This is a genomic window from Agromyces seonyuensis, from assembly GCF_009789225.1.
Taxonomy (GTDB): Bacteria; Actinomycetota; Actinomycetes; order Actinomycetales; family Microbacteriaceae; genus Agromyces; species Agromyces seonyuensis.
Genome location: NZ_WSTA01000054.1, coordinates 1 through 15,793, shown reverse-complemented (window position 1 = coordinate 15,793; position 15,793 = coordinate 1). Strand labels below are relative to the sequence as shown.

The window sequence follows — 15,793 nt, the reverse complement described above, 5'->3', positions numbered from 1 at the left end:
GGAAACCCCAACGTGGACGCAACCACCGTTCTCGCTGAGATCAACGGCAACATCGCCACCGTCGGCTACGGCCTCGCCGCGATCGGCCCGGCCATCGGCGTCGGCATCGTCGTCGGCAAGACGATCGAGGGCGTCGCCCGTCAGCCCGAGCTGGCCGGCCGCCTCCAGGTCCTGATGTGGATCGGCATCGCCTTCACCGAGGCGCTCGCCTTCATCGGCATCGCGACGTACTTCATCTTCGTCTGATCCCCCTCCCACGCCACTAAGGAGGCCCCGTGCTTCACGCAGTACTGAAGGCTGCAACCGAGGGCGAGACGACGAACCCGCTCCTCCCGGCCCCGTACGACATCTGGTGGTCGGCGGTCTGCTTCGTCATCATCCTCTTCTTCTTCTGGCGCTACGCGCTCCCGAAGATGCAGCAGATGCTCGACGAGCGCGGCGCCGCCATCGAGGGCAACATCGAGAAGGCCGACGAGGCGCAGCGCCAGGCCGAGGCCGCGCTCGAGCAGTACACCGCTCAGCTCGCCGAGGCCCGCGTCGAGGCCGGAAAGATCCGCGAGACCGCCCGCGAGGACGGCAAGCAGATCGTCGCCGAGGCCCGTGAGAACGCGAGCGCCGAGGCGACCCGCATCACGGTGTCCGCCCAGGCCCAGATCGAGGCCGAGCGGCAGAGCGCCATCGTGTCGCTCCGCAGCGAGGTCGGCACCCTCGCCCTCGACCTCGCGTCCGGCGTGATCGGCGAGTCGCTGAAGGACGACGCCAAGGCGTCCTCCGTCGTCGACCGCTTCCTCGCCGACCTCGAGGCCGACCAGGCCAAGGCAGCGGGAGCGAAGTAAGCATGGGCAGTGCGACGAGACAGGCGCTCAGCGCGGCACGTGCCGCGGTCGACTCGATCGACCGCGTCGACACGGGCCTCGCGGAGGACGTCTTCGCCGCCGGTCGGGTCGTCGGCGAGTCCGCACCGCTGCGCGGTGCGCTCGCCGACGCCGAGGCGGATGCCGCGCAGAAGCGCGCGCTGACCGCCGCGGTGTTCGGTTCCCAGCTTTCGGCCCCGGCCGTCGAGCTCGTGTCGACGATCGCCTCGCACCGGTGGTCGCGGCAGTCCGACCTGCTCGCCGGCATCGAGGAAGCGGGCATCCGTCTCGCGGTGCGCGCGGCCGGTTCCGGCGTCGACATCCCCGCGGAGCTCTTCGCGGTGCGTCGCTTCGTCGCGGCGGACTCGGAGGTCGAGCTCGCGCTCGCCTCCAAGCTCAGCCCCGTCGCCTCGCGCGTCGCCCTCGTCGAGCGGCTCTTCGCCGGAACGACGTCGGCCTCGACGCTGGCGATCGTGCGTGCGCTCGTGCAGCAGCCTCGAGGCCGCCGCATCGGCGAGTCGCTCGGCCGCGCCGCCGACCTGGCGGCCGACGAGCTCGGCTTCCGCGTCGCGACGGTCACGAGCGCGACGCCCCTCACCGCCGCGCAGCTCGACCGGCTCTCGGCCGGACTCGGCTCGCAGTACGAGGGCAGCATCCGCCTCAACGACATCGTCGACCCGACGATCGTCGGCGGACTGCGCGTGCAGATCGGCGACGATGTCATCGACGGCAGCATCGCCGCCCGCCTCGAGTCCCTCAGGCAGCAGCTTGCCGGCTGACGGCCGGACGAATCGAATGGCGCGAGTCGCCGCACACCACTGACAAGGAAATGGCAATGGCAGAACTCTCCATCAGCCCCGACGAGATCCGCTCGGCTCTCTCCGAGTTCGTCTCGTCCTACGAGCCGGGCACGGCCCAGAAGACCGAGGTCGGCTACGTGAAGGATGCCGCCGACGGCATCGCTCACGTCGAGGGTCTGCCCTCGGTCATGGCGAACGAACTCCTGAAGTTCGCCGACGGCACGCTGGGCCTCGCGCTCAACCTCGACGAAGACGAGATCGGCGTCGTCGTGCTCGGCGACTTCACGGGCATCGTCGAGGGCCAGGAAGTCACGCGCACGGGCGAGGTCCTCTCGGTCCCCGTCGGCGAGGGCTACCTCGGCCGCGTCGTCGACCCGCTCGGCAACCCCATCGACGGCCTCGGCGCCATCGAGACGAGCGGCGTCCGCGCCCTCGAGCTCCAGGCGCCCGGCGTCATGCAGCGCAAGTCGGTGCACGAGCCGCTCCAGACCGGCATCAAGGCCATCGACGCCATGATCCCCGTCGGCCGCGGTCAGCGTCAGCTGATCATCGGCGACCGCCAGACCGGCAAGACGGCGATCGCGATCGACACGATCATCAACCAGAAGGCCAACTGGGACTCGGGCGACGTCGACAAGCAGGTCCGCTGCATCTACGTCGCCATCGGCCAGAAGGGCTCGACGATCGCCTCCGTCAAGGGTGCGCTCGAAGAGGCCGGCGCCCTGGAGTACACGACGATCGTCGCCGCCCCGGCGTCGGAGGCCGCGGGCTTCAAGTACCTCGCGCCGTACACCGGCTCGGCCATCGGCCAGCACTGGATGTACGAGGGCAAGCACGTCCTCATCATCTTCGACGACCTGTCGAAGCAGGCCGAGGCCTACCGCGCCGTCTCCCTCCTCCTCCGCCGTCCGCCGGGACGCGAGGCCTACCCGGGCGACGTCTTCTACCTGCACTCGCGTCTGCTCGAGCGTTGCGCGAAGCTGTCCGACGAGCTCGGCGCCGGTTCGATGACGGGTCTGCCCATCATCGAGACCAAGGCGAACGACGTCTCGGCGTACATCCCGACCAACGTGATCTCGATCACCGACGGCCAGATCTTCCTCCAGTCCGACCTGTTCAACGCCAACCAGCGTCCCGCGGTCGACGTCGGCATCTCGGTCTCCCGAGTCGGCGGCGACGCACAGGTCAAGTCGATCAAGAAGGTCTCCGGCACGCTGAAGCTCGAGCTCGCGCAGTACCGCTCGCTCGAGGCGTTCGCGATGTTCGCCTCCGACCTGGACGCGGCCTCGCGCCGTCAGCTCGAGCGCGGTGCTCGTCTGACCGAGCTGCTCAAGCAGCCGCAGTACTCGCCGTTCCCCGTCGAGCAGCAGGTCGTCTCGATCTGGGCCGGCACCAACGGCAAGCTCGACGACGTGCCCGTGGAGGACATCCTCCGGTTCGAGGCCGAGTACCTCGACTACCTGGGCCGCAACAGCGACGTCCTCACGGTGCTGCGCGACACGAACGTGCTCGGCGACGACACGGTCGAGAAGCTCGAGTCGACCATCGCCGAGTTCAAGCTCGGCTTCCAGACCGGTGACGGCAAGCCCCTCGTGGCCGTCGGCACCGAGTCGTTCCAGGCGCTCGACAAGGACGAAGTCTCGCAGGAGCAGATCGTCAAGGGCCGCCGCTAGTCATTCCGCTCCGGCCGGGGCGGGCATTCCGTCCCGGCCGTTCGGAAGACACGACACAGGAGAAACATGGGAGCGCAACTTCGGGTCTACCGGCAGAAGATCAAGTCTGCCCAGACGACCAAGAAGATCACGCGGGCGATGGAGCTCATCTCGGCGTCCCGGATCGGCAAGGCGCAGGCGCGAGCCGCCGCGTCCTCGCCGTACTCGGACGCGCTGACCCGCGCCGTCGGCGCGGTCGCGAGCCACTCGTCCGTCGATCACGTGCTGACGACGGAGCCCGAGACGATCTCGCGCGCCGCGATCGTGATCTTCACGTCCGACCGCGGCCTCGCGGGCGCGTTCAACTCGCAGGTCCTCCGCCAGGCGGAGGAGCTCGCCGAGCTGCTGCGCGACGAGGGCAAGGACGTCACGTGGTACCTCGTCGGCCGCAAGGCCGTGGGCTACTTCTCGTTCCGCCAGCGCGCGTTCGAGCGCAGCTGGGTGGGCGGGACCGACAACCCCGAGTTCGCGACCGCCCAGGAGATCGCGGAGGAACTGCTCGCGGACTTCGGCGACGAGGCTGCCGGCGGCGTCGGCGAGATCCACTTGATCTTCAACCACTTCGTCAGCCGCATCACGCAAGAGCCGCTCGTGCGCCGCCTGCTGCCGCTGTCGATCGTCGAGGCATCGGCCGACGATTCCGCAGAGGTCTACCCGCTCTACGAGTTCGAGCCCGATGCCGAGACCGTGCTCGACGCCCTGCTGCCGGCCTACATCGAGTCCCGCATCTTCAACGCGATGCTCGACTCCTCGGCTTCGAAGCACGCGGCCACGCAGAAGGCGATGAAGTCGGCCACCGACAACGCCGACAAGCTCATCCGCGACTACACGCGACTGGCCAACAACGCGCGCCAGGCCGAGATCACCCAGCAGATTTCCGAGATCGTGGGCGGTGCCGACGCACTGTCGTCGTCCGCGCAGGACTAGCCACCAGAAGAGGAAGAAACATGACTGACACCGCTACCGTCCCGGCTGCGGCCGAGCCCGTGGCCGGCGCCGTCGGCCGAATCGCGCGAGTCACCGGCCCCGTCGTCGACATCGAGTTCCCGCACGACGGCATCCCCGACATCTACAACGCTCTCAAGACCGACATCACGCTCGGCGGCGAGACGACCACCATCACGCTCGAGGTCGCCCAGCACCTCGGCGACGACGTCGTGCGCGCCATCGCCCTGAAGCCCACGGACGGCCTCGTCCGCGGCCAGGAGGTGCGCGACAGCGGCGCCCCGATCTCGGTGCCCGTCGGCGACGTCACCAAGGGCAAGGTCTTCAACGTCATCGGCGAGATCCTCAACGGCGAGCCCGGCGAGCAGATCGAGATCACCGAGCGCTGGCCGATCCACCGCAAGGCCCCCGCGTTCGACCAGCTCGAGTCGAAGACCACGATGTTCGAGACCGGCATCAAGGTCATCGACCTCCTCACCCCGTACGTGCAGGGCGGCAAGATCGGCCTGTTCGGCGGTGCGGGCGTCGGCAAGACCGTCCTCATCCAGGAGATGATCCAGCGCGTCGCGCAGGACCACGGCGGCGTGTCCGTGTTCGCCGGCGTCGGCGAGCGCACCCGTGAGGGCAACGACCTCATCCACGAGATGGAGGAAGCGGGCGTCTTCGACAAGACCGCGCTCGTCTTCGGCCAGATGGACGAGCCGCCGGGGACGCGTCTCCGCGTCGCCCTTTCGGCCCTCACGATGGCGGAGTACTTCCGCGACGTCCAGAAGCAGGACGTGCTGCTCTTCATCGACAACATCTTCCGCTTCACGCAGGCCGGTTCCGAGGTCTCGACGCTGCTCGGCCGCATGCCCTCCGCCGTGGGCTACCAGCCGAACCTCGCCGACGAGATGGGCCTCCTCCAGGAGCGCATCACCTCGACCCGCGGTCACTCGATCACCTCGCTGCAGGCGATCTACGTCCCCGCGGACGACTACACCGACCCGGCGCCGGCGACCACCTTCGCGCACCTCGACGCGACGACCGAGCTCTCGCGCGAGATCGCGTCGAAGGGCCTCTACCCGGCCGTCGACCCGCTGAGCTCGACGAGCCGCATCCTCGACCCGCGCTACATCGGCGAGGACCACTACCGCGTGGCCACGGTCGTCAAGCAGATCCTGCAGAAGAACAAGGAACTCCAGGAGATCATCGCCATCCTCGGTGTCGACGAGCTCTCGGAAGAGGACAAGATCACGGTGTCGCGTGCGCGCCGCATTCAGCAGTTCCTCTCGCAGAACACCTACATGGCCAAGAAGTTCACGGGCGTCGAGGGTTCGACCGTGCCGCTCAAGGACACGATCGAGTCGTTCGACGCGATCGCCAAGGGCGAGTTCGACCACGTGGCCGAGCAGGCGTTCTTCAACGTCGGCGCGATCACCGACGTCGAGGCCAAGTGGGCGCAGATCCAGAAGGAGAACGGCTGAGCATGGCGACGCTGAACGTGAGCGTCGTCGCGGCCGACCACGAGGTCTGGAGCGGTGACGCCGAGATGGTGGTCGCCCGCACGGTCGAGGGTCAGATCGGCATCCTCGCCGGTCACGAGCCCATGCTCGCGATCCTCGCCGGCGGCGAGGTCCGGATCACGCTGCCCGGCGGCGAGAAGCTGACGGCGGACGCCGACGGCGGCTTCCTCTCCGTCGACGGCGACATGGTCCAGATCGTCGCCTCCCAGGCTCAGCTGGTCTGACCCGGAACACGATGTCGGCTACCGAATCGTTCGACCGTCAGTTCGGCGACCTGGCCATCACGCAGTTGATCGTGATGGCCGGGTTGCCGGGCACGGGCAAATCGACGATCGCCGGCATCATCGGCGCTCGTCTGGGCGCCCAGGTCGTCTCGGTCGATCCGATCGAGTCGGCCATCCTCGGAGCGGGGATCGAAGCCGACCAGCCCACCGGGCTCGCGGCGTATCTCGTCGCGGAGCGCATCGCCGAGGACGTGCTCGACACGGGCCGGAGCGTGATCGTCGACGCCGTCAACGCCGTCGAGGCGGCGCGGCTGCAGTGGCGCGACCTCGCGGCCCGCGCGGGCGTCCGGCTCCGGGTCATCGAGGTGATCTGCTCCGACGAGAAGCTCCACCGCGAACGCCTGGAGGCGCGCGAGCGCAACCTCCCGCACCTCGAGGTGATCACCTGGCGTGCGGTCGAGCAGCGCATCGACGGCTACGGGGCCTGGACCGGCCCGAGCGCCGCGCTGCCCCGTACGACCATCGACAGCGTCGAGTCGCTCGGTCGCAACGTCGACGCCGCCGTCGCCTGGCTCGACTCGTAGTGCTCGTCCTCCTGCCGCCGTCCGAGACCAAGCGCGACGGCGGCGACGGCCCGCCCGTCGGCGATGTCGCGCTGCGCCACCCGGAGCTCGCCGGGGCTCGTGAGACCGTCGCCGCAGCGCTCGTCGCGCTCGCACGGGACGGCGACGGCAGCGCGATGATGACGGCGCTCAAGCTCGGCCCCCGTCTGGCGCCCGAGATCGCGCGCAACCGGATGCTCGCCGAGTCGGCGACGATGCCCGCGCTCGACCGCTATACGGGCGTGCTCTACGACGCGCTCGATGCGCCATCCCTGCCCGTAGAGGCACGTGAGTTCGCCGCTGAGCACGTCCGCGTGCATTCGGCGCTGTTCGGCCTGGTCGGCGGGCTCGACCCGATTCCGGCGTACCGGCTCTCGCACGACTCGCGGCTGCCCGCGCTGAAGCTCAAGTCCCACTGGCGCTCGCGCATCGCCGCCGAACTCGCCGCCCACGACGGCCTCGTGCTCGACCTGAGGTCGGAGGGGTACTCGGAGCTCGGACCGGCACCGGTGCGCGACGGATCGGTCTTCGTCCGCGTCGTCACGCGCGGCGCCGACGGCCGCAAGCGCGCGCTCAACCACTTCAACAAGCAGGGCAAGGGACGCTTCGCGCGAGCGCTGCTCGAGTCGCGCGTCGCGCATGCCGACCTCGATGCGCTGATCGCGTGGGCCGCCGAGGCCGGCTTCGAGCTGGCCCGGTCGGACGAGCGCGGACCCGGCGGCGTCGCCGTCGTCGAACTCGTCGTCTGAGGCATTCTCGCGCTCACGCGGGGGCGGCCGCCCGATAACAGCCGGCCACGTGGTCGTCGACCAAGCCGCACGCCTGCATGAGGGCGTACATCGTCGTCGGCCCGACGAAGCGGAAGCCGCGGGCCCGGAGGGCTTTCGAGAGCGCCGTCGACTCGGCGGTGACCGCGGGGATCTCGGCGAGGGCCCTCGGGGGCGCCGGACGCGGAGCCGGGGCGAACGACCAGAGGAACTCGTCGAGGGGCTCGTCCATCGCGAGCATCGCGCGGGCGTTGCCGATCGCCGCCTCGATCTTGCCGCGGTGGCGGATGATGCCGGCATCGCCGAGAAGCCGCTCGACATCGGCGTCGCCCATCGCGGCGACCGCCTCGGGGTCGAAGTCGTGGAAGGCCGCGCGGAACGCGGGACGGCGGCGCAGGATCGTGATCCAGGACAGGCCGGCCTGGAAGCCCTCGAGGCAGACCTTCTCGAACAGCGCCCGCGGGTCGTGCTGCGGCACGCCCCACTCCTCGTCGTGGTAGCGGCGGTACTCGTCGTCGTCGCCGACCCAGCGGCAGCGGGACAGGCCATCGGGGCCGACGAGGACGGATTCGGGGACGTCTCGATTCATGCCGCCACGCTATCGGCGGTCGGGGACGATCCGACTGGCGGGGCCGCCGTCGCGAATGGGATCGCCTGCGCCGTGCCAAGGGAGGAGCGCCGGACCCTGCTCCTCCCCAGCGCGGAGTCCGTCGTCGTCGATGCCGAGCGCACGGGCCGGCCGGCACCGCCGCCGTCCGATCGGCTTCGCTGCCCTGCATGACCGAACTCATCACCGCCACCTCGCCGGCGCAGCTGCTCGCCGTCGTGCCCGCACTCGTCGGCCTCGAGCCGACCGACAGCCTCGTCGTCGTGGGGTTCCGCGGACGACGCACGTTCGCCGCCTACCGGTATCCGCTGCCGCGCCCGAGCCGGACCGGCGAACGCGACGCGCTCGTGGCCGCCGCAGTCGGAACGGCCTGTCGCATCCCGGACCTCGATGCCGTCGCGCTGGTCTGCTATTCGCCGCGGCGTTTCGGGGGTCGCGCGATGCCCGACCGCGCGACGGCCCAGGCCGCGGCGGTCGCGTTCGAGCGGGCAGGGTTCCGGGTGCTCGACTCGTTCGTCGTCGTCGCCGACGGTTGGGGGGCGATCGACGATCCGGACCTGCCGGCAGGGGGTCGTCCGCGAGCCGAGTTGGAGTCCGGAGCGCGCACTCCGAACTCGGATGCGGACATGCGAGTTCCCGCGCGGGACCCGCAGGCTGCGGCCAGGCTCGCTGGACGATTGCGCACGATCGAGCGAGATCCCGAGCGCGTGCGCGACGTCGATCCGGTCGGGGTGCTGGAGGAGCTGCTGCGGGGGGCCGACCCGAGAGCATCGGCGGCGGACGCTGCCGCGCTCGTCGCACTCCTCGGCATCCCGTCGATCCGGGATGCGCTGCTGCTGCAGTGCGCGTTCGGCGGGGCGGCTGCGGAGGAGAGCCTCGCGGCAGACGAGCGGTTCCGGCGGGAGGCCGCCGCACGAGGACTGTCGTTCGACGAACTCACCGCCGAGCACCTCGACGCCGGGGTGCCGTCGGCGCAGACCGCGCTGCTGCTCGGCAGGTCCACGGCACCGCCGGAGTCCGAGCGGGTCCGCCTCGCGATGCGCGTCGTCGGGACACTCGTCGCCGATGCCCCGAGGAGATACCGACCCCCATTGCTCACGATGCTCGGCTGGCTGGCGTGGGCGCTCGGACGCGGCAGCGCGGCCGGCGCCCATCTCGACCGCGCGCTCTCGATCGATCCGCACGCCGGCCTCGCCCGACTGCTGCAGACCTGGATCGGGAGCGGCGCGATGCCGGAGTGGGTGTTCGGGACGCTGCCGCGGGCGGAGTGAGCCGGTCGATGCGCGAGCGGCACCGCGCGGGATCGCGACGCCTAGGATCGCGGCATGGCGGAGTGGACCGAGATCGCCGACGGGGTGCTGCACGCTCGGTATCAGCCGATCGACGTCTCGATCGTCGCGGTCGTCGGCGAGGCGGGGGTGCTGCTCGTGGACTCGCGGTGCAACCCGCGCGAGGGCGCGGAACTGGCGGCCGACGTCGACGCGCTCGGGCTCGGACCGACCCGTTGGCTCGTGAACACCCACGCCCACTACGACCACGCCTTCGGCAACCAGGCGTTCCCCGGCGCGCTCGTCTTCGGCCATGCGCGCATCCCGGCGCATTTCGCCGAGTTCGAGGAGCCGCGTCTCGCCGCCTGGCGGTCGGCGCCCGAGGCCCAGCCGCAGTACGACTGGGCCGACGTCGTGCCGACCCCGCCGGATCGCCTCCTCACGGAGGAGACAGAGGTCGACCTCGGCGGACGGCTCGTGCGGTTGCTCCCGCTGCGGCCCGGGCACACCGACACCGATCTCGTCGTGCACGTGCCCGACGTCGGCGTCTGGATCGTCGGCGACGTCGTCGAGGAGTCGGGACCGCCGATGTACGGTTCGGGTTCGTTCCCGCTCGAGTGGCCCGGGGTGGTCGAGCGCCTGTCCGAGGGGATCGGCATGCAGGAGGTTGTGATCCCCGGGCACGGGAAACCGGTCGATCGCGCGTTCCTCGTGCAGCAGGCCGGGATGCTCGATGCCGTCGCGGCGGCGATCCGCACGGGGCACGCCGCCGGAGCGACGCCCGAGCGCATCGCGGCGGCGGCGAGCGAGGCCACCGGCTGGACGCCCGACTGGGTCGAACCGGCCGTGCGCCGGGGTCTCGCGAGCCTCGGAGGACGACCCCGCTCGCCGCGGCCGCTCCCTAGTGCCCCGTGACCGCCCGAACCACCTCGCGGGCGGCCGAACGGCGGCCCGTGACCCGTTCCTCGGCGTCAGCGATGCGCAGGCCGGCGACGGCGGCGTTCGCGCCGAGCCAGCGCAGCGGTTCGGGCTCCCAGAGCGGGGAGCGGTGGTTCACCCATGGCAGTGAGGTGAGCGGCGAGGCGACGCCTCGGAGCAGGTCGGCGAGGGTGCGTCCGGCGAGGTTCGTCGTCGAGAGGCCGTCGCCGACGTAGCCGCCCGCGAACGCCACTCCCGTTGCGGGGTTGAACGACACTGAGGCGTGCCAGTCGCGGGCGACGCCGAGCGGCCCGCCCCAGCGGTGCGTCACGCGGGCGCCACGGGCAGCGGGGAACAGGTCGCCGAGCGCGCCGTGCAGGTGCTCGAACACCGCCGGGTCGCGGTCGAACGAGGGATGCACGCGGCTGCCCCAGCGGTAGCCGGCACCGCGGCCGCCGAACGCGAACCGGTCGTCGGCCGTGCGCTGGCCGTAGACCAGCAGGTGGCGCTCGTCGGAGAACGTCTCGCCGTGGGCGAGGCCGATCTCGTCCCACACCGATTCAGACAACGGCTCGGTCGCGATCATGAGCGAGTACAGCGGCAGGATGCGCCGGCGCACTCGGGGAGTGGTCGGCCCGTAGCCCTCGAGGGCGATGACGATGCGCTCGGCGCGGACCATCCCGGTGTCGCCGTCGGCGGTGCGGAAGCGCACGCGCCCCGGCGCCCAGTCGACGGCGCGCGTGCGTTCGTACAGGGCGACCCCGGCATCCTCGACGACCCGTGCGAGGCCGCGGACGAGTTTCGCCGGCTGCACGCTCGCGCAGTTCGGATCGACGAGCGCGCTCGGGCGGTGCCCGGCGACCCCGGTGACGCCCCACCTCGCGGCGACGTCGTCGGCCGAGACCCGGCTCAGGGGATCGACGCCGTAGTGCGCGGCCTCGGCCGCCTCCGCGTCCGCGCGCCGTTCCTCGACGGGGGTCCGGGCGAACACCACGGTGCCTCCCCGCGCGAAGTCGCAGTCGATGCCCTCCGCGGCGGCGACCCGCCCGACCTCGGCGACGGTGTCGATCATGGCCCGCCGCTGGGCGAGCGCGGCCTCCAGACCGGAATCGGCGGCGAGCGTCGCGGTCGGGACGGGGAAGAGGGCCGAGCACCAGCCGCCGTTGCGGCCCGAGGCCCCGTAGCCGGCGACCTCGGCCTCGAGCACTGCGACCCGCATCGTCGGCTCCGCACGGATGAGCGAGTGCGCCGTCCACAGGCCGGTGAGACCGCCGCCGACGATGCAGACGTCGACGTCGAGCCCGTCCGGCGCCGACCCGCGCGGGGTCAGCGCATCCCCGGCCGTGGCCGCGGCATCCAGCCAGAAGGAGGTGTCGCGGTAACGCCGCCCCGAGGCATCCACGGCGCCCGCCGCGTCGCTCACAGGTGCGACCACGCCTCCGTCAGCACCCCGCGGAGGATGCCCGAGATCTCGCGGAACTCGCTCGGCCCGATGGTGAGCGCCGGCGCGAGCTGGATGACGGGGTCGCCGCGGTCGTCGGCACGGCAGTAGAGCCCGGCCTCGAAGAGCGCCTTCGAGAGGAAACCGCGCAGCAGCCGCTCCGACTCGTCGTCGTCGAACGTCTCTCGGGTCGCCTTGTCCTTCACGAGCTCGATGCCGAAGAAGTACCCGTCGCCGCGCACGTCGCCGACGATGGGCAGGTCGAGCAGCGTCTCGAGCTCGGCGCGGAAGAGCGGCGAGTTCTCGCGGACGTGGGCGTTCAGCCCCTCCTCGTCGAAGATCCGCAGGTTCTCGAGGGCGACGGCCGCCGAGACCGGATGCCCGCCGAAGGTGTACCCGTGGTAGAAGGTCGTGTCGCCCTTCGAGAAGGGCTCGAAGATGCGGTCGCTGATGATCGTCGCGCCGATGGGGGAGTAGCCGCTCGTCATGCCCTTCGCGCACGTGATCATGTCGGGCACGTAGCCGTAGGCGTCGCACGCGAACGTGTGCCCGAGGCGCCCGAACGCGCAGATGACCTCGTCGCTGACGAGCAGCACGTCATACCGGTCGCAGATCTCGCGCACGCGCTGGAAGTAGCCGGGGGGCGGCGGGAAGCAGCCGCCGGAGTTCTGCACGGGCTCCAGGAAGACGGCCGCGACCGTCTCGGGACCCTCGAAGAGGATCTGCTCCTCGATGCGGTTCGCGGCCCAGACGCCGAACGCCTCGAGGTCGTCGGCGGGCGCACCCATCTCGGCGGCGCGGTAGAAGTTCGTGTTCGGCACGCGGAAGCCGCCCGGGGTGATCGGCTCGAACATCGCCTTCATCGCCGGGATGCCCGTGATCGCGAGCGCCCCCTGCGGGGTGCCGTGGTAGGCGATCGCCCGCGAGATGACCTTGTGCTTGGTCGGCTTGCCCTGCAGCTTCCAGTAGTACTTGGCGAGCTTGAAGGCGGTCTCGACGGCTTCGCCGCCGCCCGTGGAGAAGAAGACGCGGTTGAGGTCGCCCGGCGCCTCGGCGGCGAGCCGGTCGGCGAGCTCGATGGCGGCCGGATGGGCGTAGGACCAGATCGGGAAGTACGCGAGCTCGGACGCCTGCTTCGCCGCGGTCTCGGCGAGGCGGGTGCGGCCGTGGCCGGCGTTGACCACGAACAGGCCGGCGAGCCCGTCGAAGTACTCCTTGCCGCCGACGTCCCAGATGCGGTGGCCGTCGCCCTTGACGATCACCGGCACGTCCGAGTCGGCGAACGTGGAGTGGCGGGTGAAGTGCATCCAGAGGTGGTCCTTGGCCTGCTGCTGGAGCACGGCGTTGTCGGTCATGACCGGTCCTTTCCGAGAACGGTTCGAGTCGGGGCGTCCCGCCGGGTCAGCGGGTGCCCCAGTCGTAGTGCTGCTTGTGGAGGCGGAGGTAGACGAACGTCTCGGTCGAGGCGACGCCCTCGATCGAGCGGATGCGGTCGTTGAGCAGTGCGATGAGCTGCTCGTCGTCCTCGCAGACGACCTCGGCGAGGAGGTCGAAGCTGCCGGCCGTGAGCACGACGTAGTCGATCTCCCCGAGTTCGGCGAGCCGGTCTGCGACGGCGCGGGTATCGCCCGACACCCGGACGCCGATCATCGCCTGCCGCGCGAACCCGAGCTGGGTCGGGTCCGTGACGGCGACGATCTGCATGACGCCCGTCTCCTGCAAGCGCTGGACGCGCTGGCGGACGGCCGCCTCGGAGAGCCCGACGGCGCGACCGATGTCGGAGTAGGAGCGCCGGCCGTCGCGCTGGAGCTGCTCGATGATCGCCTTCGAGACGTCGTCGAGGTGCGCCGGACGGCCGCCGTTGGCTCGGGCGTTGATCGTCATGCCCCGATTATGACACCAGGATGCTGTCGCAACAATGGATTTCGTATTGAAACAGTCTGGAAACAACCGATTCCGTAGCCCGTGGCGGTTCCGCCCGCGGGAATCGGACAGTACCATCGGGGAACGCGCGCCGGACCCGACGGCGCCACGGAAGGAGCACTCCGGTGAGCGAGCCGACCCTCCAGCACTTCATCGGCGGACGACGCGTGGACTCGCGCGGCGAGAGGAGCCTCGCGCTCGTCGATCCCGTCACCGAGGCCGTCTACGGGCGCGCGCCCGTCGGCACCGCCGCCGACCTCGACGCCGCCTTCGACGCCGCGGAGTCCGGGTTCGAGGCCTGGCGCGAGGCGACGCCGTCGGAGCGACAGCTCGCCCTCTTCCGCATCGCCGACGCGCTCGCCGAGCACGCCGAGGAGTTCGCCGACCTCGAATCGCAGGACACGGGCAAGCCGCGGCCGAACCTCGTCGCCGACGAGATCGACCTCTCGGTCGACCAGATCCGCTTCTTCGCGGGAGCCGCGCGCAACCTCGAAGGCCGCGCCGGCGCGGAGTATCTCGCCGACCACACGTCGTTCATCCGCCGGGAGCCCATCGGCGTCATCGGCCAGGTCACCCCGTGGAACTACCCGCTCAACATGGCCGTCTGGAAGATCGCTCCCGCGATCGCCGCGGGCAACGCGGTCGTGCTGAAGCCGAGCGAGACGACGCCGCTCTCGACCCTGCGCCTCGCCGAGCTCGCGAGCGAGTTCCTGCCCGCCGGCGTCTTCAACGTCGTCACGGGCGACCGCTCGACCGGTGCCGCGATGGTCGCGCACCCGACCCCGGCGATGGTTTCGGTCACCGGGTCGGTGCGGGCCGGCATGGCCGTCGCCGCCGCGGCGGCGTCCGACCTCAAACGCGTCCACCTCGAACTCGGCGGCAAGGCCCCCGTGATCGTCTTCGACGACGCCGACCTCGTCCGCACGGCCGCCGGCATCGCCGACGCGGGCTACTTCAACGCCGGACAGGACTGCACCGCCGCCACGCGCGTGCTCGTCCACGAGTCCGTCGCCGCCGACTTCACGGCCGCGCTCGCCGCGTACGCGCGCGACTCGGTGCGCACGGGCGCGCCGATGGAACCCGGCGTGACGTACGGCCCCGTCAACAACCCCGACCAGCTCGCCCAGGTCGCCGGCTTCATCGACCGCCTGCCCGACCACGCCCGCCTCGAAGCAGGCGGCCGGCGGCACGGGGAACGAGGCTGGTTCTGGGAGCCGACCGTCGTCGCCGGACTCCGCCAGGACGACGAGGCCGTGCAGCGCGAGATCTTCGGCCCCGTGATCACCGTGCAGACCTTCCGCGACGAGGCCGAGGCGCTCGCCCTCGCCAACGGCGTGCAGTACGGCCTGGCCTCCTCGATCTGGACCCGCGACCACGCCCGGGCGATGCGGTTCGCGAAGCGGCTCGACTTCGGGTGCGTGTGGATCAACACCCACATCCCCGTCGTCGCCGAGATGCCGCACGGGGGCTTCAAGCACTCCGGCTACGGCAAGGACCTCTCGCAGTACGGCTTCGAGGACTACACGCGCCTCAAGCACGTCATGAGCTACCTCGGCTGAGGTCGTGCGGTGACAGACTGATGCACATGCTGAGCGGAACCCTGCACCGGGTGGCCTCCGGCGCCCGCGACTGGGACGCGGCGGCGGGGCCCGACGCGCTCGTCGCGGTCGCCGCTCCCGCCCCCGCGGGCGTCGTCGAGGCGATGGCGAAGCGGATGCGCGCGGGCGCCGCCGCCCTCGAGGACCTCGTCGGCCTCCTCCCGATCGGCGACGGGGCGGAACGCGTCGCCTCGTTCGCGATCGTCCTCGCGGAGACCGCGAGCCCGGGTCGCTGCACCGCGGTCGTTCGCGGCGACGCGGTCGTCGACCTCCACTCGCCGGGGGGCTGGCGCCGGCTCGAGTCGCACGGCATCGTGCCCTGGCACCTCGCGGAGTTCGCCGACGTGGACGCGGTGCGCATCGGCTCGGAGGCCGACCCGCTCCCGGAGGACCTCGCGCTCGGCGACGATCGGCCGCCCCTCGGCGAGGCGTTCCGGGCCGGGGGCGTCGCCTGGGCGGCCGCAGGCCCGGCGGAACCGGACCCCGCAGCGCCCGTCGTCGGCATCGGCACTCCGGGGCCGGGAGCCCGGAGCCGGATGCGGCCGGTGGACCTCCGCCAGCCCGGTTCCCGACGCCCCTCGGGCGGATCGAGCGCAGCCGCGCGCGCCCGCGCCGCCGAGGAGCACCGC

General features: G+C 71.2%; 17 protein-coding genes. 13 read left to right on the top strand and 4 right to left on the bottom strand.

Annotated elements, in window-relative coordinates:
* The first annotated feature begins 12 nt into the window (after positions 1-12).
* The 9 genes from atpE to GB864_RS12100 all read left to right on the top strand — a co-directional run bounded on the left by atpE (position 13) and on the right by GB864_RS12100 (position 7,391).
* Positions 13-246, top strand: coding sequence for an ATP synthase F0 subunit C (gene atpE / locus GB864_RS12140; protein ID WP_022888426.1), 234 nt, complete (start codon positions 13-15; stop codon positions 244-246).
* Between the two features lie 29 nt (positions 247-275).
* Positions 276-836 (top strand): F0F1 ATP synthase subunit B, encoded by a 561-nt coding sequence (locus tag GB864_RS12135; RefSeq protein WP_160425404.1) that lies wholly within the window; start codon positions 276-278, stop codon positions 834-836.
* Positions 837-838: 2 nt separating this feature from the next.
* A complete protein-coding gene (locus GB864_RS12130) occupies positions 839-1,633 on the top strand; it encodes a F0F1 ATP synthase subunit delta (RefSeq protein WP_160425402.1) in 795 nt (264 codons plus the stop codon).
* A 56-nt stretch (positions 1,634-1,689) separates the two neighbouring features.
* Positions 1,690-3,327, top strand: a complete 1,638-nt coding sequence (atpA, locus tag GB864_RS12125) for a F0F1 ATP synthase subunit alpha (protein ID WP_160425400.1) — start codon at positions 1,690-1,692, stop codon at positions 3,325-3,327.
* Positions 3,328-3,393: 66 nt separating this feature from the next.
* A complete protein-coding gene (locus GB864_RS12120; protein WP_160425398.1) occupies positions 3,394-4,293 on the top strand; it encodes a F0F1 ATP synthase subunit gamma in 900 nt (299 codons plus the stop codon).
* 20 nt (positions 4,294-4,313) lie between these two features.
* Positions 4,314-5,777 (top strand): F0F1 ATP synthase subunit beta, encoded by a 1,464-nt coding sequence (gene atpD / locus GB864_RS12115; RefSeq protein ID WP_160425396.1) that lies wholly within the window; start codon positions 4,314-4,316, stop codon positions 5,775-5,777.
* A 2-nt stretch (positions 5,778-5,779) separates the two neighbouring features.
* Complete coding sequence (locus GB864_RS12110; protein WP_160425394.1) at positions 5,780-6,040, top strand: F0F1 ATP synthase subunit epsilon; 261 nt, start codon at positions 5,780-5,782, stop codon at positions 6,038-6,040.
* Between the two features lie 11 nt (positions 6,041-6,051).
* A complete protein-coding gene (locus GB864_RS12105) occupies positions 6,052-6,624 on the top strand; it encodes a P-loop nucleotide/nucleoside kinase family protein (RefSeq protein ID WP_236779080.1) in 573 nt (190 codons plus the stop codon).
* Positions 6,624-7,391: a peroxide stress protein YaaA gene (locus GB864_RS12100; RefSeq protein ID WP_160425392.1), complete on the top strand. Its 768-nt coding sequence runs from the start codon at positions 6,624-6,626 to the stop codon at positions 7,389-7,391. The genes GB864_RS12105 and GB864_RS12100 overlap by 1 nt, the downstream gene beginning before the upstream one ends.
* A 13-nt stretch (positions 7,392-7,404) precedes the next feature.
* Here GB864_RS12100 and GB864_RS12095 read toward each other — a convergent pair whose 3' ends face one another.
* On the bottom strand, positions 7,405-7,998 hold the full coding sequence (locus tag GB864_RS12095; protein ID WP_160425390.1) for a DNA-3-methyladenine glycosylase I: 594 nt from the start codon (positions 7,996-7,998) through the stop codon (positions 7,405-7,407).
* Between the two features lie 188 nt (positions 7,999-8,186).
* Here GB864_RS12095 and GB864_RS12090 point away from each other — a divergent pair, with 188 nt between their 5' ends.
* Positions 8,187-9,287 (top strand): DUF4192 family protein, encoded by a 1,101-nt coding sequence (locus tag GB864_RS12090; protein ID WP_160425388.1) that lies wholly within the window; start codon positions 8,187-8,189, stop codon positions 9,285-9,287.
* A 54-nt stretch (positions 9,288-9,341) separates the two neighbouring features.
* A complete protein-coding gene (locus tag GB864_RS12085; RefSeq protein ID WP_160425386.1) occupies positions 9,342-10,199 on the top strand; it encodes an MBL fold metallo-hydrolase in 858 nt (285 codons plus the stop codon).
* Here the strand turns inward: GB864_RS12085 and GB864_RS12080 are convergent.
* From GB864_RS12080 to GB864_RS12070, 3 genes are read right to left on the bottom strand one after another with little or no spacing between them, the layout of a single operon-like run.
* The gene (locus GB864_RS12080; RefSeq protein ID WP_336603978.1) at positions 10,186-11,625 is read right to left on the bottom strand and encodes an NAD(P)/FAD-dependent oxidoreductase; all 1,440 of its coding nucleotides are present in this window, start codon (positions 11,623-11,625) and stop codon (positions 10,186-10,188) included. The genes GB864_RS12085 and GB864_RS12080 overlap by 14 nt on opposite strands.
* Positions 11,622-12,998, bottom strand: coding sequence for an aspartate aminotransferase family protein (locus tag GB864_RS12075; RefSeq protein WP_160425384.1), 1,377 nt, complete (start codon positions 12,996-12,998; stop codon positions 11,622-11,624). The genes GB864_RS12080 and GB864_RS12075 overlap by 4 nt, the downstream gene beginning before the upstream one ends.
* Before the next feature lie 46 nt (positions 12,999-13,044).
* Positions 13,045-13,527, bottom strand: a complete 483-nt coding sequence (locus tag GB864_RS12070; protein ID WP_160425382.1) for an Lrp/AsnC family transcriptional regulator — start codon at positions 13,525-13,527, stop codon at positions 13,045-13,047.
* Between the two features lie 164 nt (positions 13,528-13,691).
* Here GB864_RS12070 and GB864_RS12065 point away from each other — a divergent pair, with 164 nt between their 5' ends.
* Together GB864_RS12065 and GB864_RS12060 are read left to right on the top strand one after the other, a co-directional pair.
* On the top strand, positions 13,692-15,125 hold the full coding sequence (locus GB864_RS12065) for an aminobutyraldehyde dehydrogenase (protein WP_160425379.1): 1,434 nt from the start codon (positions 13,692-13,694) through the stop codon (positions 15,123-15,125).
* A gap of 26 nt (positions 15,126-15,151) precedes the next feature.
* Positions 15,152-15,793, top strand: a 642-nt coding sequence (locus tag GB864_RS12060) for a hypothetical protein (RefSeq protein WP_202107189.1), incomplete at its 3' end; no start/stop codon positions are given.

Coding starts and splice junctions, on each gene's coding strand:
- GB864_RS12130 (WP_160425402.1), top strand. CDS start 839: ATGGGCAGTGCGACGAGACAGGCGCTCAGCGCGGCACGTGCCGCGGTC.
- atpA (WP_160425400.1), top strand. CDS start 1,690: ATGGCAGAACTCTCCATCAGCCCCGACGAGATCCGCTCGGCTCTCTCC.
- GB864_RS12120 (WP_160425398.1), top strand. CDS start 3,394: ATGGGAGCGCAACTTCGGGTCTACCGGCAGAAGATCAAGTCTGCCCAG.
- atpD (WP_160425396.1), top strand. CDS start 4,314: ATGACTGACACCGCTACCGTCCCGGCTGCGGCCGAGCCCGTGGCCGGC.
- GB864_RS12110 (WP_160425394.1), top strand. CDS start 5,780: ATGGCGACGCTGAACGTGAGCGTCGTCGCGGCCGACCACGAGGTCTGG.
- GB864_RS12105 (WP_236779080.1), top strand. CDS start 6,052: ATGTCGGCTACCGAATCGTTCGACCGTCAGTTCGGCGACCTGGCCATC.
- GB864_RS12095 (WP_160425390.1), bottom strand. CDS start 7,998: ATGAATCGAGACGTCCCCGAATCCGTCCTCGTCGGCCCCGATGGCCTG.
- GB864_RS12090 (WP_160425388.1), top strand. CDS start 8,187: ATGACCGAACTCATCACCGCCACCTCGCCGGCGCAGCTGCTCGCCGTC.
- GB864_RS12085 (WP_160425386.1), top strand. CDS start 9,342: ATGGCGGAGTGGACCGAGATCGCCGACGGGGTGCTGCACGCTCGGTAT.
- GB864_RS12075 (WP_160425384.1), bottom strand. CDS start 12,998: ATGACCGACAACGCCGTGCTCCAGCAGCAGGCCAAGGACCACCTCTGG.
- GB864_RS12070 (WP_160425382.1), bottom strand. CDS start 13,527: ATGACGATCAACGCCCGAGCCAACGGCGGCCGTCCGGCGCACCTCGAC.